25 protein-coding genes and 1 riboswitch are annotated in these 26,485 nt (G+C 37.5%); of the genes, 22 read left to right on the top strand and 3 right to left on the bottom strand.

Translation table 11 applies throughout. The features are described 5' to 3' along the window. Positions 1 to 10: 10 nt before the first annotated feature. On the bottom strand, positions 11 to 208 hold the full coding sequence (locus MHH64_RS17665; RefSeq protein WP_095310674.1) for a DUF2188 domain-containing protein: 198 nt from the start codon (positions 206 to 208) through the stop codon (positions 11 to 13). Between the two features lie 180 nt (positions 209 to 388). On the opposite strand from MHH64_RS17665, the gene MHH64_RS17660 reads away from it, so the two are divergent. From MHH64_RS17660 to MHH64_RS17635, 6 genes are all read left to right on the top strand, one after another. Then, positions 389 to 1,585 (top strand): M20 family metallopeptidase, encoded by a 1,197-nt coding sequence (locus MHH64_RS17660; protein ID WP_340002115.1) that lies wholly within the window; start codon positions 389 to 391, stop codon positions 1,583 to 1,585. 4 nt (positions 1,586 to 1,589) lie between these two features. Next, the gene (locus MHH64_RS17655) at positions 1,590 to 2,885 is read left to right on the top strand and encodes an amidohydrolase (RefSeq protein ID WP_340002114.1); all 1,296 of its coding nucleotides are present in this window, start codon (positions 1,590 to 1,592) and stop codon (positions 2,883 to 2,885) included. Beyond that, positions 2,878 to 4,131 carry a M20 family metallo-hydrolase gene (locus MHH64_RS17650; protein WP_095310670.1) on the top strand — a complete coding sequence of 418 codons (1,254 nt, stop codon included), beginning with the start codon at positions 2,878 to 2,880 and terminating at the stop codon, positions 4,129 to 4,131. The genes MHH64_RS17655 and MHH64_RS17650 overlap by 8 nt, the downstream gene beginning before the upstream one ends. Further along, entirely contained in the window at positions 4,128 to 5,435 is a 1,308-nt protein-coding gene (locus tag MHH64_RS17645) for a hypothetical protein (RefSeq protein ID WP_340002113.1), read from the top strand. The genes MHH64_RS17650 and MHH64_RS17645 overlap by 4 nt, the downstream gene beginning before the upstream one ends. A gap of 24 nt (positions 5,436 to 5,459) precedes the next feature. Continuing rightward, complete coding sequence (locus MHH64_RS17640; protein ID WP_095310666.1) at positions 5,460 to 6,974, top strand: AbgT family transporter; 1,515 nt, start codon at positions 5,460 to 5,462, stop codon at positions 6,972 to 6,974. Positions 6,975 to 7,071: 97 nt separating this feature from the next. After that, complete coding sequence (locus MHH64_RS17635) at positions 7,072 to 7,311, top strand: 4Fe-4S binding protein (protein ID WP_095310664.1); 240 nt, start codon at positions 7,072 to 7,074, stop codon at positions 7,309 to 7,311. 493 nt (positions 7,312 to 7,804) lie between these two features. On the opposite strand, the gene MHH64_RS17630 is transcribed toward MHH64_RS17635, so the two are convergent. Continuing rightward, positions 7,805 to 7,942, bottom strand: a complete 138-nt coding sequence (locus MHH64_RS17630) for a hypothetical protein (protein ID WP_168927295.1) — start codon at positions 7,940 to 7,942, stop codon at positions 7,805 to 7,807. 185 nt (positions 7,943 to 8,127) lie between these two features. Beyond that, positions 8,128 to 8,237, top strand: a riboswitch (TPP riboswitch). 138 nt (positions 8,238 to 8,375) lie between these two features. Between MHH64_RS17630 and MHH64_RS17625 the strand changes: the two genes are divergently transcribed. From MHH64_RS17625 to MHH64_RS17555, 15 genes are all read left to right on the top strand, one after another. Then, on the top strand, positions 8,376 to 8,972 hold the full coding sequence (locus MHH64_RS17625) for a thiamine phosphate synthase (RefSeq protein WP_118889918.1): 597 nt from the start codon (positions 8,376 to 8,378) through the stop codon (positions 8,970 to 8,972). Next, on the top strand, positions 8,969 to 10,078 hold the full coding sequence (gene thiO / locus MHH64_RS17620) for a glycine oxidase ThiO (protein ID WP_118889919.1): 1,110 nt from the start codon (positions 8,969 to 8,971) through the stop codon (positions 10,076 to 10,078). The genes MHH64_RS17625 and thiO overlap by 4 nt, the downstream gene beginning before the upstream one ends. Positions 10,079 to 10,090: 12 nt before the next feature. Continuing rightward, positions 10,091 to 10,294: a sulfur carrier protein ThiS gene (gene thiS, locus MHH64_RS17615; RefSeq protein ID WP_118889920.1), complete on the top strand. Its 204-nt coding sequence runs from the start codon at positions 10,091 to 10,093 to the stop codon at positions 10,292 to 10,294. Beyond that, positions 10,291 to 11,064, top strand: a complete 774-nt coding sequence (locus tag MHH64_RS17610) for a thiazole synthase (protein WP_095310656.1) — start codon at positions 10,291 to 10,293, stop codon at positions 11,062 to 11,064. The genes thiS and MHH64_RS17610 overlap by 4 nt, the downstream gene beginning before the upstream one ends. Beyond that, positions 11,061 to 12,080: a ThiF family adenylyltransferase gene (locus MHH64_RS17605; protein WP_303450483.1), complete on the top strand. Its 1,020-nt coding sequence runs from the start codon at positions 11,061 to 11,063 to the stop codon at positions 12,078 to 12,080. The genes MHH64_RS17610 and MHH64_RS17605 overlap by 4 nt, the downstream gene beginning before the upstream one ends. A 544-nt stretch (positions 12,081 to 12,624) precedes the next feature. Further along, positions 12,625 to 14,277 (top strand): alpha-glucosidase, encoded by a 1,653-nt coding sequence (locus MHH64_RS17600; RefSeq protein ID WP_339316507.1) that lies wholly within the window; start codon positions 12,625 to 12,627, stop codon positions 14,275 to 14,277. Positions 14,278 to 14,557: 280 nt separating this feature from the next. After that, the gene (locus tag MHH64_RS17595) at positions 14,558 to 15,844 is read left to right on the top strand and encodes an extracellular solute-binding protein (RefSeq protein ID WP_095310650.1); all 1,287 of its coding nucleotides are present in this window, start codon (positions 14,558 to 14,560) and stop codon (positions 15,842 to 15,844) included. 72 nt (positions 15,845 to 15,916) lie between these two features. Then, positions 15,917 to 17,200, top strand: a complete 1,284-nt coding sequence (locus MHH64_RS17590) for a sugar ABC transporter permease (protein ID WP_095310647.1) — start codon at positions 15,917 to 15,919, stop codon at positions 17,198 to 17,200. Between the two features lie 5 nt (positions 17,201 to 17,205). Next, the gene (locus MHH64_RS17585; protein WP_095310829.1) at positions 17,206 to 18,048 is read left to right on the top strand and encodes a sugar ABC transporter permease; all 843 of its coding nucleotides are present in this window, start codon (positions 17,206 to 17,208) and stop codon (positions 18,046 to 18,048) included. Positions 18,049 to 18,088: 40 nt separating this feature from the next. Beyond that, entirely contained in the window at positions 18,089 to 19,105 is a 1,017-nt protein-coding gene (locus MHH64_RS17580; RefSeq protein WP_340002112.1) for a LacI family DNA-binding transcriptional regulator, read from the top strand. A gap of 188 nt (positions 19,106 to 19,293) precedes the next feature. After that, positions 19,294 to 19,752, top strand: a complete 459-nt coding sequence (locus MHH64_RS17575) for a flavodoxin domain-containing protein (RefSeq protein WP_095310643.1) — start codon at positions 19,294 to 19,296, stop codon at positions 19,750 to 19,752. A 331-nt stretch (positions 19,753 to 20,083) separates the two neighbouring features. Next, positions 20,084 to 21,043: an agmatinase family protein gene (locus MHH64_RS17570; protein WP_118889926.1), complete on the top strand. Its 960-nt coding sequence runs from the start codon at positions 20,084 to 20,086 to the stop codon at positions 21,041 to 21,043. 131 nt (positions 21,044 to 21,174) lie between these two features. Then, a complete protein-coding gene (locus MHH64_RS17565; protein WP_303450497.1) occupies positions 21,175 to 22,476 on the top strand; it encodes a globin-coupled sensor protein in 1,302 nt (433 codons plus the stop codon). A gap of 188 nt (positions 22,477 to 22,664) precedes the next feature. Next, positions 22,665 to 22,919 (top strand): hypothetical protein, encoded by a 255-nt coding sequence (locus tag MHH64_RS17560; protein ID WP_187393169.1) that lies wholly within the window; start codon positions 22,665 to 22,667, stop codon positions 22,917 to 22,919. Between the two features lie 121 nt (positions 22,920 to 23,040). Then, entirely contained in the window at positions 23,041 to 23,949 is a 909-nt protein-coding gene (locus tag MHH64_RS17555; protein ID WP_340002111.1) for a DMT family transporter, read from the top strand. Positions 23,950 to 23,967: 18 nt separating this feature from the next. Here the strand turns inward: MHH64_RS17555 and MHH64_RS17550 are convergent, their stop codons facing one another. Continuing rightward, positions 23,968 to 25,293, bottom strand: a complete 1,326-nt coding sequence (locus MHH64_RS17550; RefSeq protein ID WP_118889929.1) for a short-chain fatty acid transporter — start codon at positions 25,291 to 25,293, stop codon at positions 23,968 to 23,970. Between the two features lie 377 nt (positions 25,294 to 25,670). Between MHH64_RS17550 and MHH64_RS17545 the strand changes: the two genes are divergently transcribed. Next, positions 25,671 to 26,297, top strand: coding sequence for a metal-dependent hydrolase (locus MHH64_RS17545; RefSeq protein WP_095310635.1), 627 nt, complete (start codon positions 25,671 to 25,673; stop codon positions 26,295 to 26,297). The last annotated feature ends 188 nt before the right edge of the window (positions 26,298 to 26,485 follow it).

Raw genomic sequence — 26,485 nt, 5'->3', positions numbered from 1 at the left:
GTGGTGTGATTTAATACTTCTTTTCTTCCAAAACATTATGATATTCATCTTGTATTTCGACAATGCTTGGTGTGTTTTCCTGTGCCAATTGTTCTGCTGCCTCAATGGCTTCTGACTTAGTGTCGTAGACTTCCTCTGGTGCAACGTCCTCCAATTTTACAAACCAAGCACTTGCATCTACATTTGGTGTGACACTATACGTTTTCAATTAAAAAACTCCTTTATTTCTTAAGATATAATTTATTTTCCCATTTGTATTGAAACTAAAACATCATCAACTTTATATAAACAAAATATATACAACAGGTTAAAAATTCTGTATAATCCATTTTAACGGAATATTAAAGGTAATTTTCCGTAAATGAGTTATATTTTTGGAGGTAGATTAATGCAACGAAAGATAGACACATATTTGAAGCAAGTGGAACAGGAAATTATCGCTAACCGACGTCATTTGCATCAATATCCAGAGCTTAGTAATCAAGAGGTCAAAACATCCCACTATATTCAACAGAAGCTAACAGATTATGGAATTCCCTTGAAAACTGGCTTTGCCGAACATGGGGTTTTGGGGATTATTAAAGGTAAAGATTCCGATAACATCGTTGCGTTACGTGCAGACATCGACGCATTACCAATACAGGAATTAAATGAAGATGATTTTGTATCTAAACACCCAAATGTGATGCATGCATGTGGACATGATGCTCATACAGCTATGTTACTTGGTGCAGGATATGTTCTTCAGCAACTAAAGGAAGAGATTAATGGAACAGTGTTGCTTGTTTTTCAACCGGCAGAAGAAGCATCACCAAAAGGTGGAGCGCAGGTCATGATGGAGGATGGTGTATTTGATACATACAAGCCGGATGTAATTTTTGGCCAGCATGTGTGGCCATATATGCGAACGGGTACTGTCGGTGTGCATGACCGGGAAGTAATGGGAGCATCAGATCGTTTTAAAATAATTTTAGAAGGGCGAGGTGGTCATGCAAGCATGCCGCATCAAGCAAATGATGCTGTTATAGCAGCAGGGCATTTGATTACTGCACTGCAGACAATCGTTAGTAGAAACCTAGATCCAATGGAGTCTTCTGTTGTTACAATTAGTATGCTGGATGCTGGCAGTGTACCGAACATTATTCCGCGAGAAGTGACGCTGCAAGGATCTGTTCGAACGTATCATTCAGAAATTAGAGAGCGATTAAAAGAACGCTTTTACCAGATTACAAACCAGATTGCGGAAGCCTTTAATACAAAAGCATATATTGAATACACGGATGGGTATCCAGCAACAATTAATACACCACAATGGGCTAAACTTGCCAGAAGTTCTGCACAGAAGATCCTTGGAGAGAATGCAACACCTTCACAAAAGCCGTCTTTAGCAGGAGAAGATTTTGGAAGATTCCTACATAAATACCCTGGTGCATTTATTTGGCTTGGAACACAATTGGAAGATAAGGAAAAGCAGACACCACTTCATGATGCGAATTTTAAATTGAATGAACGTGCCTTGCCACAGGGAACTAAGCTATTTGTCCAATTTGCAATCGATGCATTACAAAAATTAAATGAGGAGTGAGTATATGTCTGATTTTGTAAGCCATATGGAACCAAAGTTGATTAGTTGGCGACAATCCTTTCATTCATACCCTGAACTTGGTTTTATGGAATATGTAACAACGTACCGTCTTGGAAAAGTTCTAGAGGGACTTGGATTTACGATTCATTTAGGAGAAGAAGCACTAGAGCGTGATGCGAGATTAGGAGTTCCAAATAAAACTGAATTGGATAAACATGAACTCCAAGCAAAAGCAAAAGGAGTGGAAGAGTCCTGGCTTGCTAAAATGCGTGGAGGTCTTACAGGACTTGTAGCAACATGGGATACTGAAAGACCCGGAGACCATGTGGCATTCAGATTTGATATCGATGCCTTACCAATTACGGAAACAAAGGATACGAATCATATCCCTGCAAAAGAAGGTTTTCATTCTATGATCGACCAAACCATGCATGCTTGTGGCCATGATGGCCATATGACAATTGGTCTAGGGGTTGCCTCCTACATTGCTGCCTATCAATCAAAATTAAAAGGAAAATTTACGTTATTGTTTCAGCCAGCTGAAGAAGGTGGACGAGGTGCTAAAGCAATGACTGAAAAAGGGTGGTTAGATAATGTCGATTATTTTTATAGCGGACATATTGGCATCCAGTCCTTGCCAATTGGAACCATTGCTGCAACGGTAGATGGATTTCTAGCATCCTCAAAGTTCAATGTCACATTTTCTGGTGTTGCTTCTCATGCAGGAATGCACCCGGAGTTAGGAAAGAATGCTTTGCTCGCTGCTGCAGTATCAGCAACAAATCTTTATACAATTCCTAGGCATAGTGATGGCATTACTCGAATTAATGTTGGGAAAATGGTTGCTGGTAGTGGTAGAAATATAATTCCTAGTGACGCCTTTCTTGAAATGGAGACGAGAGGAGAAACTAAAAAAATTAATGAATATATGCTAACAGAAGCAACCCGAATCATAAAAGCAGCAGCAGACATGCATGACGTGACTTGTGAGATCACTCCTGTCGGTATTACAGAGGAAATGATTTGCAGTGAAGCATTAATACCAACAATAATAGAGGCATGTAAATCAAGTGATTATATAAAGGAAGTTCTTCCGGTAGCGAAGGTTTCGGGTTCAGAGGATGCAAGCTTTATGATGAATCGTGTACAGCAACAGGGTGGGAAAGCAACTTATTTGTTATTTGGAACAGAGTTGAATTACCCGCATCACCATCAAGCTTTTGATTTTCAAGAAGAAGTTCTTCCTGTTGCATTGGATGCATTTATCAAAATCATTGAAGGAGGGTCAGGAATTGAGTAATTTGACTAAATGGCTAGAGGACAAACTGCTAGCCCTCAATGTGACGGATACAATGGCACGTCCAGATGGGTTTACGAGGCTTAGCTTTACAAAGGAAGAAAAAGCAGCGCATATCCAATTTGAACAAATCGCTGCTGAACTCGGTTTGAAAACATATCAAGATCAAGCAGGGAACTGCTGGGCTGTTTGGGAGGTTGATCCGTCTGCATCAACAATTGCAATGGGATCGCATTTAGACACCGTTGATTGTGGTGGTGGCTATGATGGGGTTGCAGGTGTGTTAACAGCATTAACTGCTGTTAAAGGATTACAGGACATAGGATTTCACCCGATAAAAAACATCGCTATCATCTGTTTTATTGCTGAAGAATCTGCCCGATTTGGTGTGTCGACGATTGGAAGCAAAGCAATCACGGGTCAACTAAAACTAAAGGAAATGGAAGCAATTAAAGATCGTAATGGAATTAAAATGAAACAAGCAATGACAGATTATGGACTTGACTGGGAATCTATCGAAGCGGCTGCCCTCTCACTTGATTCATTGGAAAGCTTTATTGAGCTGCACATTGAGCAAGGAATGGAGTTGCAAGAAACAGGTGCAGAAATTGGTATTGTAAAGGGGATCGCGTGCCCAGTAAGACTTGTAATTACTGCAAAGGGAATGGCCAATCACACTGGTACAACCCGGATGCATCAAAGGCAGGATGCTTTTGTAGCCATTGCACCACTCGTAAATTTTGTGCAGGAGGAAGCACTAAAAGTAAATGAAAAAAGTGAAGTTCCACTTGTAGCTACAGTAAGTACAATCCGTTTACATCCAAACGCAATGAATGTAATCCCTGGAGAAGTTGAACTTGGTATTGATATACGAAGTGTTGACGATAGACTAAAACGGGATTTCGCTGAAAATATTCGTACTTTTGTTTCTGAGCTTGAAGTGAAAAAGCAAATTAGGATTGGTGTAAAGACGCTTGTAGATAATGATTCAGTCAAGATGGATAACATAATGCATGCAAAATTAACCCAAGCAAGTAAAACAATTGGGTATGAAACATTGTCAATGAATAGCGGGGCTGGTCATGATGTAATGAATATGGCGGCGAACTGGCCAGCAGGTTTAATTTTTATTCCGTGTAAAGATGGATTAAGTCATCATCCACGTGAATTTGCATCGATAGAAAGTCTTGAAAAAGGAACAAAGGTTATGATGACATTTTTACAACAGGAAGCAGGAGAACCAATATGAAAGTAAGAATTGGGGTCATCGGTCCTGCTGATTCTGTAAATCAAATTATGACTGTTGCAAAGGAATTTAGCGATACATCAATTGTCCCATTTACCTATGAATCGCTCGAGGAAATAGACGAAATATTGAAGAATAATAAAAATCAATTTGATCAATGGTTCTTTTCGGGAATAATGAATTTTTCTTATGCAATGGAGCATACGCTTTTGTCAATGGATCATGCAATCTATCCAGATATGAATGGATCAGCTTTTTTAGGGACATTGCTTGAGGCGCAGCTTAATGAGGATAAGGTCTATAAAAAAATAAGCATTGATACGATTGAAAATGAAGAAATAGACAAGTTATTATCCTTTTATCAGTTACACTCCATGATTTATAATAATATTCCTTTCCAAGGATATGAACATAACGAAAAGCAAATTGCTTTTCATGAGGAACTATATGAAAAAGGTAAATCGGAAGTTGCTATTACATTTATTCGTTCTACTTATATCGCTTTGAAAGAGAAAGGAATTCCTGTTTACAGGGTTATGCCATCCTATTTATCGATCGAACAATCGTTTAGACTATTAATTCAACGGGCGCTATCCAGTCGCTATAAAAATGCCCAATTGGCTGTAATCGGGTGCAATGTAGTGTTTAATACGAATGAAGAAGCGATGTATTATTCGTTCAAAATGAAACATAAAGAACTCGAATTGCGGAAAACATTGCTTTTTTTAACAGAAAAAATAAATGGATCATTAATGCAGCTAGGTGATGGATTATTTTTTATATTCACAACCCGGGGAGAAATTGATGATCAATTCGAAGTGGCGATATTTGAAATAATGGAGGATGTTAAAGTCCAGGAGAATATTCAATTGACTATCTCGATTGGATTTGGTGAAACAGTATCCCAAGCAGAAGACCATGTAAGACTAGGATTCCACCAACTGGAAACAGAGAAATCAACATCTATTATTATTGTCGATGAAGACCAGTCAATCACAAAAAAGAATGCAGATAATGAAACAATTGCATTTAAAACGATGGAGTTAGATGAGGAATGGCAAGAAAAAATTAGACACAGTGGTGTAAGTCCAAGTATCGTTTCAAAGATAAGAGCTTATTCAAGAAAATATAATCGATATGAATTTACAGCTAGTGATGTGGCCAGGTGGCTGAAAAGCACAGAAAGAAATGGGAGAAGGATTGTCAGCCTGCTAGAAAAGGCTGCAATTACAGAGCAATGTGGAGAGGTGCAATCAAATGTACGAGGCAGGCCCAAAAAAGTATTTCGTTTTTGTGCATTGAAATAAGAGAAAATAGAAGGGATGGATTTGATGGCAAGAGGACAAAAAAGGTTTGGCATGCAAAGTTTTTTGAACGGAATTGAAAGAGTGGGGAATAAATTACCGGATCCATTTATGTTGTTTGTCATTCTTGCAGGTATCGTTATCGTATTATCATGGGTAATCTCACTATTTAATGTCACGTTCACATTACCAGGTGAGTCTGAGGTGCTCGCTATAAAAAGCTTGATCTCAGCTGAAGGGCTGCAATATATTTTAACATCGATGCTGGACAATTTTGTTGGTTTTACACCATTAGGGATTGTTTTAGCGATGATGCTGGGAATTGGCCTGGCTGATAAGGTAGGGCTTTTAGAGACTGGAATAAAGAGTACGATTTTAAAGGCACCAAAATCATTGGTTACATATGCAGTGGTTTTCACTGGTATTTTGGGAAATATCGCATCTGATGCTGCGTTTGTTATTATTCCACCACTGGCTGCAATGGTTTTCTATAATATTGGCAGACACCCTCTCGCAGGACTTGCTGCAGGATTTGCTGGTGTGGGCTCCGGTTTTACAGCTAATTTAATGATTACTGGCACGGATGCATTGCTATCTGGAATTTCAACGGAAGCGATTCGTACTGTAAATCCAGATCTCTATGTAACACCTGTCGATAATTGGTATTTTATGTTGACATGTGTATTTATTTTAACTTTTGTTGGCGGATTTGTTACGGAAAAGATAGTAGAGCCACGCTTAGGTACCTATGCAGGTGGAGCAGCCAAAGAAGTAAAGGGAACAACTTCCTTGGAAATAAAGGGATTGCGTAATGCTGTGCTTGCGGGTGTTGCATATGTTGTATTAATTGTTACAGTAATTCTTATTCCTAGTTCCCCACTGACGAATGAGGAAGGCGGAATCATCCCTTCACCATTTTTATCTGGAATTGTGCCATTAATTTTGTTTTTGTTTATTCTAGTTGGTACGGTCTATGGGGTAACAGTAAAAAAGATTAAAAGCTCGAAGGATATCGGGACCTATATGGGAAATGCAATAAAAGACATGTCCGGATTTATCGTACTCGTATTTGCGGCAGCTCAATTTATCTCCTATTTCGAATGGACAAACATGGGAGCTTGGATTGCTATTAGTGGAGCGAACATGCTGGAATCCATTGGTTTAACAGGAATTGCTGTTATATTAGGGTTTGTTCTTTTAACAACACTATTGAACTTGTTTATATTTAGTGGATCTGCACAATGGGCGTTAGAAGCACCTATTTTTATACCGATGTTTTACTTTTTAGGATACAGTCCAGCATTTGTTCAAGCGGCATATCGAATTGCAGACTCATCCACAAACGTAATCACACCGATGAACCCGTATTTGATTATCGTGCTTGGATTTATGAAGGAGTATGATAAGAAAGCAGGAATTGGTACATTGATTGCATTAATGTTACCATATACGATTTTCTTTTTGATTACATTTACGATTCTTCTGTTAATTTTCTTCTACTTTGGAATTCCGTTTGGCCCAGGAGTAAGTGTTTATGTATAATGTTGTCGGAATTTCGAGTCAAATGGTTTACTTCAAGACGTTTAAGCATTATCATTTAATAGAGAGAAAGTGATGTATGTAAGGAGGTAAATCATAAATGGCTTTTGTAATATTGGATCCATGTGGACCGGAAAAGGCAGCAGAATGTGTGAGTGTCTGTCCGGTTGATTGTATAGAAGAGGGACCAGATCAATTTTATATTGATCCTGACATTTGCATTGACTGTGGTGCGTGCAAAGCAGTTTGTCCTGTTTCAGCGATCGAGGAGGAATACGATTTGACTCCTGATCAAGAAGTATTTTTAGAAAAGGCGGAAGAATTCTTCGCGAATAGATAGATTTATTGGATAGTAGACGAAATGTTCTAGAAGAAACGTCTATTTGTTCAACTAGCAGTGCTGTTAGATTGGCAGTGCTAAAAAATATGCATTATAAATAGTCAACCCCGCTATTCACAGTAAAGAGTCACGAAGTGTATCCGGCGGGGTTGACATTTGTATTTAGTGGGAAAAAATCGGGTAGCAATATGCGAGGTTTGTACTGTATTACAGTTGCGTTTAGAAGATTGAATCTCATTAAGCTTCCTGGTATACCTATTTCGCGCTCATGCTTATTGCTTTTCCCAAAGAAGATTGTTATCTACTCTAATAATGTTTACTGCGTCTATAACCTCATGATGCCAGGTGTTATTCTTTTCTTTCATCGATGTGATATCCCAGCCCGCTTCAGTTTGTTATTCGATGTCTGATCCAACAGTTTTAACTAAAGAAGTAAGCATTTTTTCCATACAATTTAACTGTTCTGGACGCATCAATTGCGGAAGGTTATAGCTTACTTTTCATTTTTAACTTCTTCTGCCAAATTACTAGCAATCCACCGCTTTGCTGTCGTTTCATCAATTTCATATACTTTGCCTGCTCGCAGCAATTCACCATGATATGCTGTCTGTACGTTCATTTTTACTTTCATTATTTGAGACCTCTTTCTATTTTTTCTAGTTTTAGTATACATGAAAATGGTATTTTTTTGGTTCGAAAATAAAAAAGCTGTGTGAAATCTAGCCTACAACTCGTCTTTAAACTGTATTATTTGAAAAATCCAGACTTTGCAAATTTTTCTATTTGTGGTAAAGTAATGATAAGTAAATACGTAGCGTTATTCACTAGGGGAACCCTTGATAAGGGCTGAGAAAAAAGTAGTTACTTTGAAACCCTCAAAACCTGAACAGGCTAGCACCTGCGTAGGAATGTGGCAAGGGCAAATTGTATTGTTAGTTTCATTATACAAATACGATACCACTTTCTGTGTGCAGGAAAGTGGTTTTTTTGTGTGCATAAAAACTGTAATTGCATTATTAGGTAATGATTCTTGATGAAACCTGAAAGAAAGGGGCGGGAGTTTGATGAAGCTAATTGCTGTAACCGCAGATAGCATGACTGTTGAAAAGCTAACAGATACCATTATTGACATCATCGACGAGATTGATTTTCTCCAAATTCGTGAAAAGTCAAAAACAGCCCGTGAAATTTTGCAGCTACTAGATTATCTGCAAATGAATGGGGTTGATAAAGAAAAAGTAATTCTAAATGATCGGCTTGATATCGTACTGCTTAGTGACATCCCAAATCTTCACCTGCCAGAACATGGCTTACCAGTAAAAACAGTGAAGAAGCAATATCCGCATCTAAGGGTTGGTTGCAGTGTACATTCATTCGAAAAAGCGAAAGAAGCTGAAGCGGATGGGGCGGATTATATAATATTTGGTCATTGTTTTGAGACAAGCAGTAAAAGGGGAATACCTCCAAATGGAATTTTGCCAATTGAACGAATGAAAAGAGAAATTCACATCCCAGTTTATGGTATCGGAGGAATTTCATTGGAAGAGGTGCCGTTAATGAAACAGACAAAAGCAGATGGAATTGCAATCATGTCCGGTATTTTCCATGCCGATGCACCAAACGTGATGATAAAAAAATATAGGGAGGCAATTTCAAAGTGAAACAGCATTATGAAGTAGTCGTAATAGGTGGTGGTATTATTGGTTGTTCGATTGCCTACTACTTAGCGAAAGAAAAGGTTGATGTTGCGTTATTTGAAAAAGGACAAATTGGTTTGATGACTACAAGTGCTGCGGCTGGTATGCTCGGTGCTCATTCTGAAAGCAATGGCGAGGATACAATATTTTCGTTTGCCAGATCGAGTCAACAAGCATATCTCAGGTTGAAGGATGAGCTTTATCAATTAAGCGGCATTGATATTGGATACAAAGAAGGTGGAATATTAAAGCTTGTATTTTCAGATACAGATAAGCATCAGCTTACTCCGCTTCTGAAGCAACCAACTGCAGAATGGTTGGATAAAGAAGAAGTAAAGAAAAGGGAGCCATTGATTGCTCCAAATATATTAGGAGCAGCATATATAAAGGATGATGTGAGTGTTATACCAGATCAAACCTGTGAAAGCTTTGCTAAAAGTGCTCGAGCCCTTGGTGCATCCATTATGGAAAGCAACGGTGTTTATCAAGTGGAAAAGAAAGATGGCAACTATCTTGTCCGAACAATGCATGGTGATGTCGAAGCAAATTATGTTGTCTTTGCTACAGGTGTATATGGTAATGGGCTATTTAGGCAAATTGGATTAGATGAAGAGCTCATACCAATTAAAGGTGAAAGTTTAATCGTTCATAGTGAACAGCATGTATTAGAGTATACCCTATTTCATGAAAGCTGTTATATCGTTCCTAGAAATAATGGAAAGCTTGTTATTGGTGCAACCATGATCAAGAAGGATTGGAGTGATACTGTAAGCCTTGAAGGAATCAAGTTTTTAATTGAAAAGGCAAAAGCCATGATTCCATCTGCAATCGAATGGAAAATCGATCACGTTCAGGCAGGATTGCGACCAGGCACGTTTGATGGCAACCCATTTATCGGAAGGCATCCAGAGGAAGAAAGAATACTCATTGCTTGTGGGCATTACCGAAATGGAATTTTACTTGCTCCAGCAACCGGGGAAATGATTCGTGATTTTGTTGTTGGAAAAGACATAAATAACGGATGGATGCAGACATTTCGTGTAGATCGTCGTCAAAGCATAGTAGTTTAGGAGGTGATAAAAATGAAATTTCAGCTGAATGGGAAACAGGTGGAACTTCCAGAGGTAGTGGATTCAGTCGGAGAGTTGCTGGCACACTATCAATTACAATCTCGGATTGCTGTCGTAGAGGTAAATAAGGAAATTGTTATGAAGGAAGAATACGAAACAAAAAGGCTTTTCAATGGGGATATCGTAGAAATTATTCATTTTGTAGGAGGCGGATGATTATGTTAACCATTGCTAATCGTACTTTCCAATCTCGTTTATTATTAGGCACAGGGAAGTACCCATCATTTGAGGTTCAAAAAGAAGCAGTAGCAGTATCGGAAACAGAAATTTTAACGTTTGCTGTTAGAAGGATGAATATTTTTGAAGCAAGTCAGCCAAACTTCTTGGAACAATTGGACTTAACTAAATATACGTTACTTCCGAATACAGCTGGAGCAAGTACGGCCGAAGAGGCTGTTCGTATAGCGAAACTTGCAAAAGCGTCTGGTTTATGTGACATGATTAAGGTGGAGATCATTGGGGATAAGCGCACGCTTTTGCCAGATCCAATAGAAACTTTAAAAGCATCCGAAATGCTCCTTGAGGAAGGGTTTATCGTGCTGCCATATACGTCAGATGATGTTGTTTTGGCGAAACGTCTGGAAGATTTGGGAGTTCATGCTGTTATGCCAGGTGCAAGTCCTATTGGTTCGGGAAAAGGAATCATTAATCCTTTAAATCTAGCATTTATTATTGAACAATCCAATGTACCCGTAATTGTTGATGCGGGAATTGGATCTCCTAGGGATGTGGCATATGCAATGGAGCTTGGAGCAGATGGAGTGCTTTTAAATACTGCGGTTTCTGGAGCAAAAGATCCAATCAAGATGGCGAAAGCTGTAAAATATGCGCTGGAAGCTGGCAGGCTGGGGTATGAAGCGGGAAGAATAGAAGAAAAAGACTATGCAGTGGCAAGCAGTCCGACAACAGGGATGGTAGGAACGTGAAGACACGCTACTCTCGCCAAGAATTATTTTTAGGAAAGGAATCGCAAAAGAAAGTAGAATCTGGAAGTGTTATTATCATCGGAGCAGGTGCATTGGGTTCCAGCAGTGCAGAAATGCTTGCAAGAGCAGGTGTTGGTAAACTAACAATTGTTGATAGGGATTATGTTGAATGGAGTAATCTACAACGACAGCAATTATATAGCGAGGCGGATGTCCGGGATAAGCTTCCTAAAGCATTCGCTGCAAAGAAGAGGCTTGAGCAAATCAATAGTGGGATAGATATTAACAGTCTTATTGAAGATGTCCACGGTTTAAATATTGAAGAAATGATAAAGGGTCATGATGTTATTCTCGATGCTACGGATAATTTTGAAACGCGTCTAATCGTAAATGATGCAGCTGTAAAACATGACATTCCATTTATCATGGGGGCATGTGTTTCGAGTTACGGTTCCACATTTCCAGTTATTCCAAATGTCACACCTTGTTTGCATTGTTTACTAAATCATTTACCGGTGGATGGCATGACGTGTGAGACGGTAGGGGTGATCAGTCCAATTGTTCAAATGGTTACTGCAACACAAGTAACCTATGCTTTAAAAATTTTAACTGGAGCCCAGATATCGCCGGTGCTCAGGTCGCTTGATATGTGGAAGGATGAAAAGGCTGAAATAGATGTGACACGTCTTAAAAATAGCCATTGTCCAACATGTGGGGAGCAACCAACGTATCCTTACTTGAAATTTGAGAATCAAATGAAATCTGATGTGTTATGTGGAAGAGATGCGGTGCAAATTCGGCCTGCTACTTCAAGAGTGTTTGAATTAAACGTCTTCATGGATAGGTTAAAAGGAAATGCAACAAACCTATTAATCAATCCTTTCTTACTTTCCTGTGTTTTTGGGGAATTTAGGATTGTTTTCTTTCGGGACGGACGTGCAATTGTACATGGAACACATGATAAAAGAATAGCCCGTTCCGTTTACTCTCGACTTTTGCAGTATTATTCAGCGTAAAATAAGCGTTTCTTATAGCCTTGGACTTGACCGTGTGTTTAAAGTCCAGGGCTATTCAGTGTAAGTTCATTTTAATGTTCGTAAAGCTTTCGCTAGCCTCCAATATTTCACCCACCATTGATTAATTTTTCTATAAATGTGCAATCGTTTTCCTGTAATACTCCCTTATTTAAATGACATCTTTTTTTAGGTAATCTTGCTAAATAGCAATATTTAATCTAGATACTATTTAAAAACAATTGCCCTTTTATATTTATCGTGCTACTATTGTAATCGAAGCAATTAGTGCAAACGTTTTCGCTGGTGTTGCACAGTTGCAATAACTAGCTTTTTAATATTGTATGTGAAAGCACTTGAATTCATTGAGCACGTTAGTCAATTGAGTTGAAGGTTAAGAGCCCGGCAAAATCTATCAGAAATTACCATACGTCAGCTAATAGAAGGTATACGCTATGATAGAAGAGGTTTACCATTTTCTGCATTTTATCGACATGTGGAAACTTAAAAAATCATTTGAATCAGCAATAGAAAAAGGGGGATAAAAATGAAGAAGATATGGTGGAAAGAAGCAACCGCTTACCAAGTATATCCGCGAAGTTTTATGGACTCAAACGGAGATGGCATCGGAGATATCCAGGGAGTTATTTCTAAGCTTGATTACTTGAGGGAGCTTGGTATTGATGTGATTTGGATAAGTCCAATCTATCAATCTCCAAATGATGATAATGGTTATGATATTAGTGACTATCAGGCAATCATGGATGAATTCGGGACAATGGCAGACTTTGATCAACTACTTGAAGCCGCTCATCATCGTGGAATGAAGCTAATTATGGATTTGGTTATTAATCATACATCTGATGAGCATTCCTGGTTTATTGAATCACGTGCTTCTAAAGGTAATTCGTATCGAGATTATTATATTTGGCATCCAGGTAAAAATGGTAAAGAGCCGAATAATTGGGAATCTATCTTTGGTGGTTCAGCGTGGGAATACGATAAAGAAACAAAGGAATATTATTTACATGTGTTCTCCAAAAAACAGCCAGACTTAAATTGGGAGAACCCAATTGTCCGTGAAGAGCTGTACACAATGGTAAATTGGTGGCTCAATAAAGGAATTGATGGGTTTCGAGTAGATGCGATTTCCCATATAAAAAAGGTTGCTGGATTCCCAGACTTGCCGAATCCGAAAAAGATGAAATATGTTCCTTCCTATAAAGGTCATATGAATCGACCGGGCATTCAAGTTTTTTTAGAGGAATTGAAGGAAAAAACCTTTTCTAATTATGACATTATGACTGTTGGGGAGGCAAATGGTGTACGTATGGACGAAGCGGAAGAGTGGGTCGGAGTGGAAAAAGGGAAATTCGATATGATTTTCCAATTTGAACATTTAGACCTTTGGGGTAAGCATACCGATACAGGCTTGGATATACATGCCTTAAAGAAAACATTGACTAAATGGCAAAAAGGATTGGAAGGTATTGGATGGAATGCATTATTCTTAGAAAATCATGACCAGCCTCGTTCCATTTCAACATGGGGGAATAGTAGGGAATATCGTGTGGAATCTGCCAAAAGCTTAGCGACAATGTATTTTCTTATGCAAGGAACGCCATTTATATATCAAGGGCAGGAAATTGGGATGACGAATGTTCAGTTTCCATCCATTGATGATTATGATGATGTTGGGATGAGAAACTATTATCATGAAGAGCTGAGTAAGGGAACCCCCATTGAAAAAATCATGAAGGTAATTTGGAAAACTGGTCGTGATAACTCAAGAACTCCAATGCAGTGGACACATGAAAAGCATGCCGGTTTTACAAATGGAACTCCATGGATGAAAGTGAATCCGAACTATACGGAAATAAATGTGGAACAAGAAATTCAAAATCCAGATTCAATCTATCATTATTATAAAAAACTAATTAAGTTGAGAAAAGAGAATAGTGTTTTTATTTATGGGAACTACGAACTGATTTTAGAGAATCATGATCATGTTTATGCGTATACGAGAACATTGGATGATGAGGTTGTTATCGTAATAACCAACTTATTTGCGAAAAAGGTAGAAATAGAACTTCCAGCAGAGTTAAAGTCTATTAAGAAAGAATTACTTCTGTGTAATTATAATAAATTAGAAGAAAATGTATTGTGGCCATATGAGGCGAGGGTTTATCGGTTGTTGTAGCTTTTTGTACCAGAGGGGGACAAAAATCTGTATGATTGTCCTCTTTCAATAAATCTTAATGAATAACGTTTGCACAATATAAGCAAAAAAATAGGTGAGCAGATAAAATTATGAATATGTTCATATTATTTTTGTAACCGGTAACAAGAGCGATAATTAATTATATTTTGATATTGATATTTTCATAAAACAATGTATAATAAATACTATATAGTTGCGCAAACGTTTTCATTAAAAAGGTGAAAACGCTGCAAATTATAATTTTGGGGAGGGAAATTAGATGAAAAAGTGGTTGAGCATTAGTGTTTTATTTTTACTTATTATGGGAATTTTAGCAGCTTGTGGTCCAGATGATGCAGAACCATCAAATACAGATGGTGGGACGAATACGGATGCAGAAGCAGAGGGCGAAATGCCGGAAAAACCGGAAGCGCTTACGCTATGGGTTAATGCAGAGGAAAAACAGGAGGAAGCTGTAAAAGAAATAACTGATAAATACACAGAGGAGACAGGCATAAAGGTTAATATGGTTCCTGTTGATATGCTCGAACAAGTTGAAAAACTTGATGTGGAAGGGCCAGCTGGAAATGGACCAGACGTTATCTTTCAGCCACATGATCGAATTGGAGACCTCGTATTACGCGGGTTAGTTGACCCAGTCAATCTAGGAGATAAAGAAACAGAGTATACACAAACTGCATTGGATGCTGTTCAATATGATGGAGAATATTGGGGATATCCGGCAGTAATTGAGACATATGCCATGTATTATAATAAATCATTGGTTGATGAAGAAATTGAAACAATGGAAGATTTGATGGCAATTGCTGAACGGGATACGAATGCAAGTAATGATGAATTTGGTTTTTTAATGGAAGCAGCAAATTTCTATTTTGTCTATCCTTTCTTCTCTGGTAATGGTGCATATGTATTTGCAAATGACGCAGGAAATTATGATATTGCTGATATTGGACTAGCTAATGAAGGATCGATTGAAGGTGGTAACTTAGTTCAATCCTGGTTTGATAATGGTTATATACCACAAGATCTTACACCAGACATTATGAATGGATTATTCCAAGAAGGAAAAGTTTCATCTGTAATTAATGGACCATGGATGGTTCGTGATTATTCAGAGGCTTTAGGTGATGACTTAGCAGCAGCACCACTGCCAATACTCGATAATGGTGAAAACCCGAAATCATTTGTTGGAGTAAAATCGTATATGCTTTCCTACTACTCTGAGAATAAAGAGTGGGCTGAAGACCTGATGGCTTATATTACAAACTTTGATAATTCAATGACATACTATGATGTTGCTGGTGAAATTCCAGCACGTGACGATGCCATGGAGGACTCAATCATTGCGGATGATCCAATATTCTCTGCATTCGCTGAGCAAACAACATATGGAGAACCAATGCCTAGTGTTCCAGCAATGCAGCAAGTATGGGATCCAATTAATAATGCACTTAGTTTTATTTCTAAAGGTGAGCCTGTTGATGAAGTGTTAGAGGAAGCAGTACAAACGATCCAAGATCAAATTGCAGCTTCTGGAGCAAATTAATTAGAAAATAAATATATGGGAAGGGTTCTTCCCATATATTTATTTATGCCTTTTGCATGAGGGGGAAGACAAATGGCGAATAGTCGATCCAACAAAACTAGTAGAAATGTTGCTACATTGTTATCGATAGTTATTCCAGGTTTAGGTCAAATCTATAACCGGCGCTTTTTAAAAGGAATATTATTTTTACTTGTGGCTATCTCGTTTTTAATCACAACATGGGACCTTATTGATATAGGTATTTGGGGATTGTTTACATTAGGAACCATTCCACGAGAACACCACTCCATTCAATTGTTAATCCAAGGATTAATAGCTTTAATCGTACTCGCATTCGGCATCGCAATCTATGTTTATAACATTATGGATGCTAGAAAGGATGCAATTGCCCGTGCAGATGGAAAACCAATTCCAACACTATTAAAAGGAATCAAAAACTTTTATGATAATGGATTTCCGTACTTTATGATTTTGCCAGGACTATTGATGCTATTATTTGTTGTAGTTTTGCCATTATTATTCATGGTTAGCTTGGCATTTACCGATTATAATCAATACAATTCACCACCTCGGAATCTATTGAATTGGGTAGGGTTAGATAATTTTGCAGCATTAGGAAGTGTGAATATATGGAAGGATACTTTTTTAAGTGTATTCACATGGACAATTGTTTGGACTGTTGTTGCTACGACATTACAAATTGGTCTTGGTTTATTTCTTGCACTACTCGTTAATGACAAACGAGTTAAATTTAAACGTACTATTCGCACGGTACTGATTTTACCTTGGGCAGTACCTGCATTCGTATCCATCTTAATCTTTTCTGCATTATTTAATCCGACATTTGGGGCAATTAACCGCGATTTACTTAGTCAATTTGAAATCATGATTCCATGGCTATCTGACCCATTTTGGGCAAAAGTTGCCTTAATTATGATTCAAACCTGGCTAGGTTTCCCATTTGTATTTGCCCTGTTTACTGGTGTTTTACAAAGTGTGCCGCAGGATATGTATGAAGCCGCTGATGTTGATGGGGGAACGAGGTTCCAAAAGTTTCGACATATTACATGGCCGCATCTATTATTTGCAACTGCTCCACTTTTGATCATGCAATATGCGGGTAACTTTAATAATTTCAATATCATTTACTTATTTAATGAAGGAGAACCAGCAGTTCGTGGTCAAAATGCTGGAGGTACGGATATTTTAATTTCATGGGTTTATAAACTGACATTTGTAACGAATAATTATAATATGGCTGCAGCGATAACAATTATCATGGGATTACTTATCTCAATATTTGCCTTCTTTCAATTTAGAAAAACAGCAGCATTTAAAGAGGAGGGACGTTACTAATGGCTATGTCTACTAAGAAAAAATCAAAAATCGAAGTAGCGTTCATCTATCTGTTCTTACTAATTATGTTTATTATTATAGGCTATCCATTATTTTGGGCATTAATGATGAGTGTGAATCCTGGGTCGAATATGCTTGTAACCGAATTATTCCCAAGTAATCCAACATGGGAACATTATGCCTGGTTATTTACAAGCCCGAATAGTGATTACCTACTTTGGTATAAAAATAGTATGTATATTGCAGTTGTGAATTCTGTCGGTTCGGTGATTATAACGTCATTAATCGCCTATGCATTTTCACGCTATCAATTTATTGGTCGCAAATATGGTTTATATATGTTCTTGTTACTGCAAATGTTCCCAGCATTAATGGGAATGGTGGCTCTTTATATTTTATTAAATACAATTGGGTTAACAGATTCTCTTTATGGGCTGATGATCATCTATCTGGGAGGGCAAATTCCATTTAATGCTTGGCTTGTGAAAGGGTATTTGGATACCATTCCAAAAGAGCTGGATGAGGCAGCAAAGATAGATGGGGCGGGTCATTTGAAAATATTTTGGACCATTATATTGCCGTTAGCGAAGCCGATACTTGCAGTGGTTGCATTGTTTAATTTTATGGCGCCATTTATGGACTTTCTATTACCGCGTATTGTGTTAACAAGTCCAAGTAATTTCACATTGGCACTTGGATTATACAACTTTATTAATGACCAATTTTCAACAAACTTCACTCGATTTGCAGCTGGATCCATTTTGATTGCAGTTCCAATTGCTCTTGTATTTTTATTATTGCAACGATATCTTATATCTGGCTTGACATCTGGGGCAACAAAAGGATAATAATGATATAAATTCAATCTTTGAGATGAGGGTGGGAATAATGGTAACGATAAAAGATGTAGCAAAAGCAACTGGAGTAGCACCCTCTACTGTATCGAGAGTAATTGCTGATAATCCGAGGATAAGTGTAGAAACAAAGAAAAAAGTTCGTAAAGCGATGAAAGATTTAGGATACCATCCGAATATAAATGCTCGGAACTTAGTGGCCAAATCGACGAAAGCAATCGGGGTAATCATGCCATCATCTGCTGACAAAGCGTTGCAAAATCCATTCTTTCCCGAAATTTTACGAGGCATTGGTTCCGTTACACATCGTATGCAATACTCTATGACGCTTTCCAGCGGACAAACAGAGGAAGAAATTTTTGAGGAAGTACAGCGATTGGTCCACGGCAGCTATGTTGATGGTGTGATTTTACTTTATTCGCGATTAGAAGACCGTGTAACAAGTTTCCTGAAAGAGATGAAATTTCCATTTGTCATTGTTGGAAAGCCATACGAAAATATGAACGAAATTACACATGTAGACAATGACAATTTTATTGCTGGAAAGGAAATAACACAGCATTTAATTGAAAACGGTCATGAGAAAATTGCATTTATTGGAGGCTCAAGGGATCTATTTGTTACAATAGATCGTGAAGCAGGTTATAAAGCTGCATTGCAAGAAGCTGATTTAGAAGTTAGTGATCGTTATAAAATCCATACGGAATTCCTCAAATCTGGTGGGAGAGAAGCTGTGGAGACTTTACTATCACTAGACGAACCACCAACAGGGATAGTCGTAACAGATGATTTAATGAGTGTCGGGGTGCTTAGTTTGTTAGAAGAATCTGGTGTCCGAGTTCCGCAGGATATTTCATTAGTCAGTTTTAATAATGTGTACTTATCTGAAATTATTCGTCCAGCACTAACGACAGTTGATATACAAATACATGAACTTGGAGTCCAATCAGCTAAGGCTTTAATTGAAAAAACCGTTAATAAATCAGAACCAATTAAACGAATCAGTATTCAGCACCAGATTGTTTATCGCGATTCGGTGAGTAAACAATGAAAAAGTGATCAGTTTTAGATAGAGATACTTAATCCTATTGGACTAAGCATCTCTATTTTATTTGAAAAAAATGTATAAATGTAGTACATATGAACATTGATAAGTATTCTTAAACTATAATTGAAAATGATTATCATTATCGATTATAATAAAGGTGAAATAAAAAGGAAATACATGGAGGGAGTAGCATGAATAAGATTCTTGTAATTTGTTCTAGTTGTACAGGTAATACAGAAATGATGGCAAAAGCCATTGTTCATTATATACAGAAACAAGAACATCACGTTGTATACAAGTCATTTGAATTTGATGTAATTGACGTGAAGGAGCTGCTTGAATATGATTTGGTACTGATTGGAACACATTCTGCAGATGACGGTCAGATTCCATATGAAGCAGAGGACTTCTATAATGAACTGAATGAAGTCGATTTGACCGGTCGTTTAATTGGAGTATTCGGTTCAGGAGAATCTTTTTATGATGTGTTTTGTGAATCGATTGAACTGATGGGAAATCATCTGGAGCACCTTGGAGCAAAGCTTGTCCCTGATCGATTAAAGGTCGAGCTTGAACCAGATGATGACGATTTAATCCGATGTGAAGCTTTTGCTGAAAAAGCATGTTCCATGATTGATGAGGTTCTGTAATGATAAAAAATCAACCAATATATAATATTAGATAACTATTTTTCAATAATGAACTATATTCGGTCGCGATTAAAGATATATTCATTTCGTGACCGGCATATTCCTACAAATAGATAATCTAATTCATCACATCATTTTAATTAACTAGCGAAATGCCCACTTACTAATCCAAAAGCTGCAAATAAACTTCATAATTAATTGATTTTGCACATATCCCTAACATGATAAGAAATTTTATGTTTCATATGAAGAATTTAAGGTAAAGGTTATGATAAAGGTCTATGACCAATAGGATAAAGTCACAGATATGAAATAGGTTAGGAGAGATAGAGTGAGGAATAATAAAATCTATGGGAATACTCCTTGTTATTTAGGTGGAGAAAAAGTTAGTTTAGGGGATAATAGTTTTAAAGACAAAGATGTTCTTGTTTACGGTGTACCATGGGAAGGAGCGGTTACATGGGGAGATTACACTGGATGCGAACTTGGTCCAAAGGCGATACGAATAAATTCAGCACGCTATTCAGGCTACTTACCTGAATTGAATCATATCGATGTATTAAGTCATTATAAAATTGGTGATTTAGGTGATGTAGATGTTGTCCCGGCAGATACAGCAGAAACGATGAATCGAATTGAAAGTTTTGCAAAAAAGGTATGGAAGACGGAAAAGTTCCCAGTTGTTTTTGGTGGAGACCATGGGATTACGTATCCAATTGTAAAAGCTTTAAGTGAGGAAGTAGATGGCGAAGTCGGAATCATACATCTTGATGCGCATTATGATAATTATCCCGATTATAATGGTGACTTATATGCAAGAAGTACACCATTTCACCGAATTTATGAAAGTGAAAGTGTACGAAATGAAAGTATTGTTCATATGGGGATTCATGGCCCGAGAAACCAACCAGAGACAGGTAAATATGCAAAGGAAGTCGGTGCAGCAACGATTTCTGTAAGAGAAATTCGACAGGCTGGAAATCAGTTAACCGATTTAGCAAAGCAAGCATACGACATTGCAAGTAAGGAGACAGATGCAGTTTATTTAAGTATTTGCAGTGATGTACTTGACTTTGCCTTTAACCCTGGTGGTCCAGTTGATGGTAATGGGCTTACTTCTTTTGAACTATTAGAACTCATTCATGAATTTGCCAAACTTGGAGTCAGAGGAATGGACTATGTGGAGGTCTACCCACAGCAAGATCCAAATGATAACTCCTCCCACTTTGTAACGTATGCCGTGCTATATGCGTTGGCAGGGAAGATACTAGGTGGTGACGGTCAAACTTAATACAACAGTATCAATCGCTTCTTACTTTGTGAGAGGCGATTTTTATTTCCGATTATTAGATTAAACATCAATGGTTTTGTATCCGATATAAAGGATAAGTTTAAAAGCATGGGTAGAAAGTAGGGGGCAACATGTTTGTTAAAAGAAAACAAAGAAATGATGCTGTTTTAGTCGAATGGAGTAAGCAAATGGACCCTAAGCTACAAATAGAAACAGGGTCTGATTTAGAGAAGCAATTAAAAATGTTGGATTTTTCAAGGGAAGATTTTGCAATTGCACAGGTGTTAAAGCCTTATATAGAGGCTGAAAATCAGTTCGTTGTTGAGGGATTTTATAAAAATCTAGAATACAACCAAGATTTAATTAAAATCATTGAAAAGAACAGCTCAATTGAAAGACTGAAGAAAACATTACGTACCCATATCGTTGAGATGTTTTCTGGTGAGATGAATGATTCCTTTATTAAGAGAAGAAAGATAATCGCCCATATCCACGTAAGAATCGGACTTACACAGAAATGGTATATTGCATCCTTTCAAAAGCTCTTTGATGGGTTAATCGATATCGTACAAAAAAACTTCGAAAATACGGCAGATCAAATTTTAGCAATTAAGGTTATCAATAAGTTGCTGAATTTGGAACAGCAGATTGTTTTAGAGGCGTACGATGAGGAAGTAATGCGAATCAAGGATCAAGATGTACAAACAAAAATGAACATGGTTCAAACATTAGAGGAAAACTCTACGGAACTTGCAACATTGGCTGAAGAAACAACAGCTTCCATTGAAGAAATGATTGCACAAGTAAATGTCATTACTTCTAATTCGAAAGCGGGTACACAATTTGCAGAGGAAGCAAAAGAAGCAGCCGCAGAAGGAAAATCTCGTTTAACAGTCATGAATCAATCTTTGGAAAATATGCAGCAGAGTACTACAAAGGTAAATGAAGATATGGCAAACTTAGAAAACACATCCACACAGATTAAGGACATTATTGAAATTGTGAAGTCGATTGCAGACCAAACAAATCTTTTAGCATTGAATGCGTCCATAGAGGCAGCGAGAGCTGGAGAGCATGGACGCGGCTTTGCAGTTGTTGCTGAAGAAGTAAGGAAGCTTGCAGAGCAAACTGGAAATTCTGTTACAAACGTGACAGAACTTGTTACGTTAACGAATGAACAGATCTTTAATAGTGCTTCTTCTTTACAGGAAGTTCAACAATTTCTAACCAATGTAAAGGGGCAGATGGCAAATACTGAAGCCGCGTTCCAAAAAATTGATAACACTATGGATAAAACGAAAAACAGTAATGAAACAATTCAAACTGATCTTGAAGTATTTGAACAGGGCATAGAAGCAATTGAACAATCGGCAGTTACAATTTCCGGGTCCGCAGATAACTTAAATAAAATGATGGAAGAATGTTTACTTTAGAAGGCTCTGGGGTTCCTATGTTCTTTAGGGGAATCCTTTTTCCTTTGACTGTACTGTACATATTTTAGCTTCACTGTCTCAAAATTGTACAGATAATAATACCTATTTAATTATCTTAAATTCATACTAATTACACTTGTGAAATGGTGCACGAAAAGCGTAAACTAGCAGTATAGGAGGGGGATGTGTTGACCCAGGAAATGATTAACGAGTTGTTAGCGGCCATCACATTGTTATTAGAGGATTTGAAAGATATACAAGAAAATAGCTATCATATGGATCAATTATTTAATCAATTAGAATCTGATATAAATGATGTTGAGATAACAATCCTTGGCTTAGAACAAAATGCGCAGAATCTGGATGAAAGACTTGCTCAAGTACTTCAATGTATGATGAGCAAAGCAAGAGACAACACAACAAACTTTAAAGCAATTAGCTAAAAGCGTGCAACTGCAGGCTTATTTTTTTTTGCGAAAATACGATGCGGGGACATTTTCCTTGGTTCTACCCACTGTCTCTGCTAGCATAAGCTGTAAGAATTATTCGAAATGGGGAACAATGGTGGGGAAATTTTTAAATCGGATACAGGAAAATAAATTTGTTTTGTGGAGCTTAATACTAACGATAACAGTTATTTGGGGATACGCATGGGTGCTCATGAAGGAGTCTCTTAATTTTATGGGACCCTTTGCATTTTCTTCTTTTCGATTTGGGATAGGGGCTGTAACGCTCTTGTTAATGGTAGTTTTTCTAAAAGTTGGTTTTCCTCCAAGAGAATCATGGAAGCATCTCCTTGTAGTTGGCTTATTACAGACAGCAATTGTGTTTCTGCTTGTTATGTTTGCTTTGAAATTTGTCGATGCTGGAAAATCGTCTGTACTCCTTTATTCCATGCCGATTTGGAGCAGTATCCTGGCGACAAAATTTTTGCATGAAAAAATCACGCCGGCCAAGCTAACTGGTTTGTTTCTAGGGATGCTAGGACTGTTAGCAATTCTCGGTGGGGACATTTGGATGGGGCAAGATATCGGTGTCATATTTGGAGAACTATTAATAATTATTGCTGCTATATCGTGGGGGGTATCGAATGTTTATTATCGTCTTCATGTCCAGCACCTATCGAAAATACAAGCGACAGCATTTCAGATGCTGTTTGGGGCAATCGTCATTCTCATAGTAACGCTTTTTATGGAATGGGGGGAACCTATCCAATTTAATGCAGTCAGTGTTTATTATATTCTATTCACAGGTATACTGGCATCCGCACTTTGTTTCTTCGTTTGGTTTGTTATAATTAGTGTGGTGGATATCGTAACTGCAACACTATCAACCTTGCTTGTCCCATTATTTGGGCTCTTGTTTAGCAGTTTCTTCTTAAATGAAACGATGAGTTTTAGTATGATTATTGGATTTATCTTCATTATTTTTGGTATTGCCGTAGCACAAATAAGGAAACCCCGGCGTGTATAACGTCTCGGGGTTTCCTTATTAAAATAGTAAAAGGCCAAGTGCAATTGGAATAAAACTAAACATTAAAATCATTACACAGAACCCCATAATATCTCGGATTTTTAGTCCTGCAATAGCAAGAACCGGCAGAGCCCAGAATGGCTGAATCATATTTGTCCATGCGTCTCCCCAAGCAACTGCCATAGCAGTCTTTGCTGTATCCGCACCGATTTCAAGTGCTGCTTGAATCATTATTGGTCCTTGCACAGCCCATTGTCCACCACCAGAAGGAACGAAAACATTCACAATACCAGCGCTGATAAATGTGAAAATTGGCAATGTGGCTGCTGTAGAAAAGCTGACAAACCATAATGAAATCTGTTCGGATAATCCAGATGAATCCATCATTCCCATGATTCCTGCATAAAAAGGAAATTGTACGATAATACCTCCCGCATTTTTAACTCCATCACTAACTGTATCGAGAAAACGGCGGGGAGTTCCGTGTAGAATAATCCCTAAGAAAAGAAAAATAAAATTAACTATATTTATATTTAAGTCAAATCCATTCATCACAAAATGATAACCTACAAATAGCAGTCCCATTAAACCGATTAAGAGTGAGAGGACCCGGCTATTCTCCATTCGTTCAGCAGGTGTTGTTGGTTGCGCAACCGCTGCGTTCACGATTTCTTTCGATTCTTCTTTCCATAATGACGTATTTGTTGGACTTATCGGATCGGCACCTTTTAATAAATATCGATTAAAAAATGGCAATGTAATTAATAGTGTAATAACAATAAATATATTAAATGGACTAAACAATGTATCTACGACTGGGATTATACCCATTGTATCTTCTAAAAAGTGTCCAGGGGTAGCTATGAGAAGTGGTACCGATCCTGAAAAACCACCATGCCAGATAAGCATTCCACTGTATGCGCTTGCGATTAAGATCCGATAATCGACTGCAGGAACTCGTTTTGCGACGTGAACAGCAAATAATGCCCCTACAACTAGCCCAAATCCATAGTTTATTAGACAAGCTACTAAAGCAACAAATGTAACAAGCATAACCGCCTGACCTGGAGTTTTTGCTAAATCACTAAGCTTAGCTAAAAAGCGTTTCACAACCGGTGTACTTGCTAAAATAAATCCGGTCACAACAACGAGGGACATTTGCATGCCAAAAGCAAGGAGATCCCAAAAACCATTTCCCCAATGGGTAACCATTTCCATTGGACCATTGTCCGTTAAGATAACCCCTAAAAAATAGACGAAAATGGTTAAAATAATTGCAAATAAAAATGCATCTGGTAAGTAACGCTGAACTAATCTGTCAAAAAATGACGTTAAAAATCTCAATAGAATTCCTCCCTTTGCAAACATTTTTTAAAATAATAGTATCATAAATACAAAAATTATCATGCTGAAATATATGCTCGTCCTTAGGGAAATAGTATGATTTTGCAAGATAAGATAATCAAAAATATGGTTAAACGTGTCGATTTTGTTTGTATAACACACATAACTTGTTATTTTTGTGTAAAATAGAGCTTGGTGTTTTGGAGGATAGGAAAGCATAAAAAATTTACTATCTGTATAAGTGCAACGAATGCATTCGTCTAAAGTCTTGCATTTTAACGTATAAGTTCTACTAAGAATGCTTTCTACGAATCCCATTTACAAGTACCAGGTTTTCTAAAAATACCACATTAATTTGGAAAGAGATGATATATCATATGAATGGAACAGCACATGTTGCAATTGGAGCGGCTGCAGGCTTTGTCGTTGCGAATCAATTTGCATCGTCTCCTACGACAACATTACTTTTCGTTGGACTAGGAGGTGTTTCAGGCTTAATGCCTGATTTGGATATCGATGGTAAACTTCGAAGCAAAATAACATTCTCCCATAAAGTAATTCAATCAGCGGCTCAGTTAATTGGTGCATTGATGATTATGTACAGTCTTTATGAAGGAACAGCAACAGAACGACTTTTTGGGATGGGGATCGGCATAGCGATGATGGCATTATCAGCTTTGCTTAAACAAAAACATATGTTAATTATTACGGGGATAGGTATACTTGCTGGCAGTATTACGTTACAAGAAAAATGGCTAATGTTGCTTGGAGTTTACATATTAATAGCATCTTTCGTTTCTCATCGGAGTTACACACACTCCATTATAGGTACTATATTCTTCGGAATTATTGCTTTTCATTTACAGGAGTCTCTTGGAATCGAAGGTGTCTTCTATGCTTGTTTAGCTGGTTATATTAGCCATCTAGTTGCCGATAGCAAGTTTCTTCCGGTTAATAAGCGGGGAATTAAATTGTTTCTGCCTTTTTCCTCAAAGGAGTTTTAGCATGTGAAGTAGATTGTTGAATACTTCCAAACGGTTTGGAAAATTCCCTATAATTAGTAGTCGAATCTATGGATTTGGCTACTAGTTTATTAGCTTCAATTTTGTCCAGATATTCCATTGAATAAATATTGAAATTTTTCTGAAATAATATATAATTAGTGTAAGGATTGGCTAACATTGGAAATCTA

The organism is Oceanobacillus sp. FSL K6-0127 (assembly GCF_037983385.1).
GTDB classification, from domain to species: Bacteria; Bacillota; Bacilli; order Bacillales; family Amphibacillaceae; genus Oceanobacillus; species Oceanobacillus profundus.
This window is presented reverse-complemented; position numbering and strand designations above follow the sequence as displayed.

Excerpts from the sequence above, each read along its gene's own strand:
- MHH64_RS17660 (WP_340002115.1), top strand. The coding sequence starts at position 389 with ATGCAACGAAAGATAGACACATATTTGAAGCAAGTGGAACAGGAAATT.
- MHH64_RS17655 (WP_340002114.1), top strand. The coding sequence starts at position 1,590 with ATGTCTGATTTTGTAAGCCATATGGAACCAAAGTTGATTAGTTGGCGA.
- MHH64_RS17645 (WP_340002113.1), top strand. The coding sequence starts at position 4,128 with ATGAAAGTAAGAATTGGGGTCATCGGTCCTGCTGATTCTGTAAATCAA.
- MHH64_RS17640 (WP_095310666.1), top strand. The coding sequence starts at position 5,460 with ATGGCAAGAGGACAAAAAAGGTTTGGCATGCAAAGTTTTTTGAACGGA.
- MHH64_RS17635 (WP_095310664.1), top strand. The coding sequence starts at position 7,072 with ATGGCTTTTGTAATATTGGATCCATGTGGACCGGAAAAGGCAGCAGAA.
- MHH64_RS17630 (WP_168927295.1), bottom strand. The coding sequence starts at position 7,942 with ATGAAAGTAAAAATGAACGTACAGACAGCATATCATGGTGAATTGCTG.
- MHH64_RS17625 (WP_118889918.1), top strand. The coding sequence starts at position 8,376 with ATGAAGCTAATTGCTGTAACCGCAGATAGCATGACTGTTGAAAAGCTA.
- thiS (WP_118889920.1), top strand. The coding sequence starts at position 10,091 with ATGAAATTTCAGCTGAATGGGAAACAGGTGGAACTTCCAGAGGTAGTG.
- MHH64_RS17610 (WP_095310656.1), top strand. The coding sequence starts at position 10,291 with ATGATTATGTTAACCATTGCTAATCGTACTTTCCAATCTCGTTTATTA.
- MHH64_RS17600 (WP_339316507.1), top strand. The coding sequence starts at position 12,625 with ATGAAGAAGATATGGTGGAAAGAAGCAACCGCTTACCAAGTATATCCG.
- MHH64_RS17595 (WP_095310650.1), top strand. The coding sequence starts at position 14,558 with ATGAAAAAGTGGTTGAGCATTAGTGTTTTATTTTTACTTATTATGGGA.
- MHH64_RS17590 (WP_095310647.1), top strand. The coding sequence starts at position 15,917 with ATGGCGAATAGTCGATCCAACAAAACTAGTAGAAATGTTGCTACATTG.
- MHH64_RS17585 (WP_095310829.1), top strand. The coding sequence starts at position 17,206 with ATGTCTACTAAGAAAAAATCAAAAATCGAAGTAGCGTTCATCTATCTG.
- MHH64_RS17580 (WP_340002112.1), top strand. The coding sequence starts at position 18,089 with ATGGTAACGATAAAAGATGTAGCAAAAGCAACTGGAGTAGCACCCTCT.
- MHH64_RS17575 (WP_095310643.1), top strand. The coding sequence starts at position 19,294 with ATGAATAAGATTCTTGTAATTTGTTCTAGTTGTACAGGTAATACAGAA.
- MHH64_RS17565 (WP_303450497.1), top strand. The coding sequence starts at position 21,175 with ATGTTTGTTAAAAGAAAACAAAGAAATGATGCTGTTTTAGTCGAATGG.
- MHH64_RS17545 (WP_095310635.1), top strand. The coding sequence starts at position 25,671 with ATGAATGGAACAGCACATGTTGCAATTGGAGCGGCTGCAGGCTTTGTC.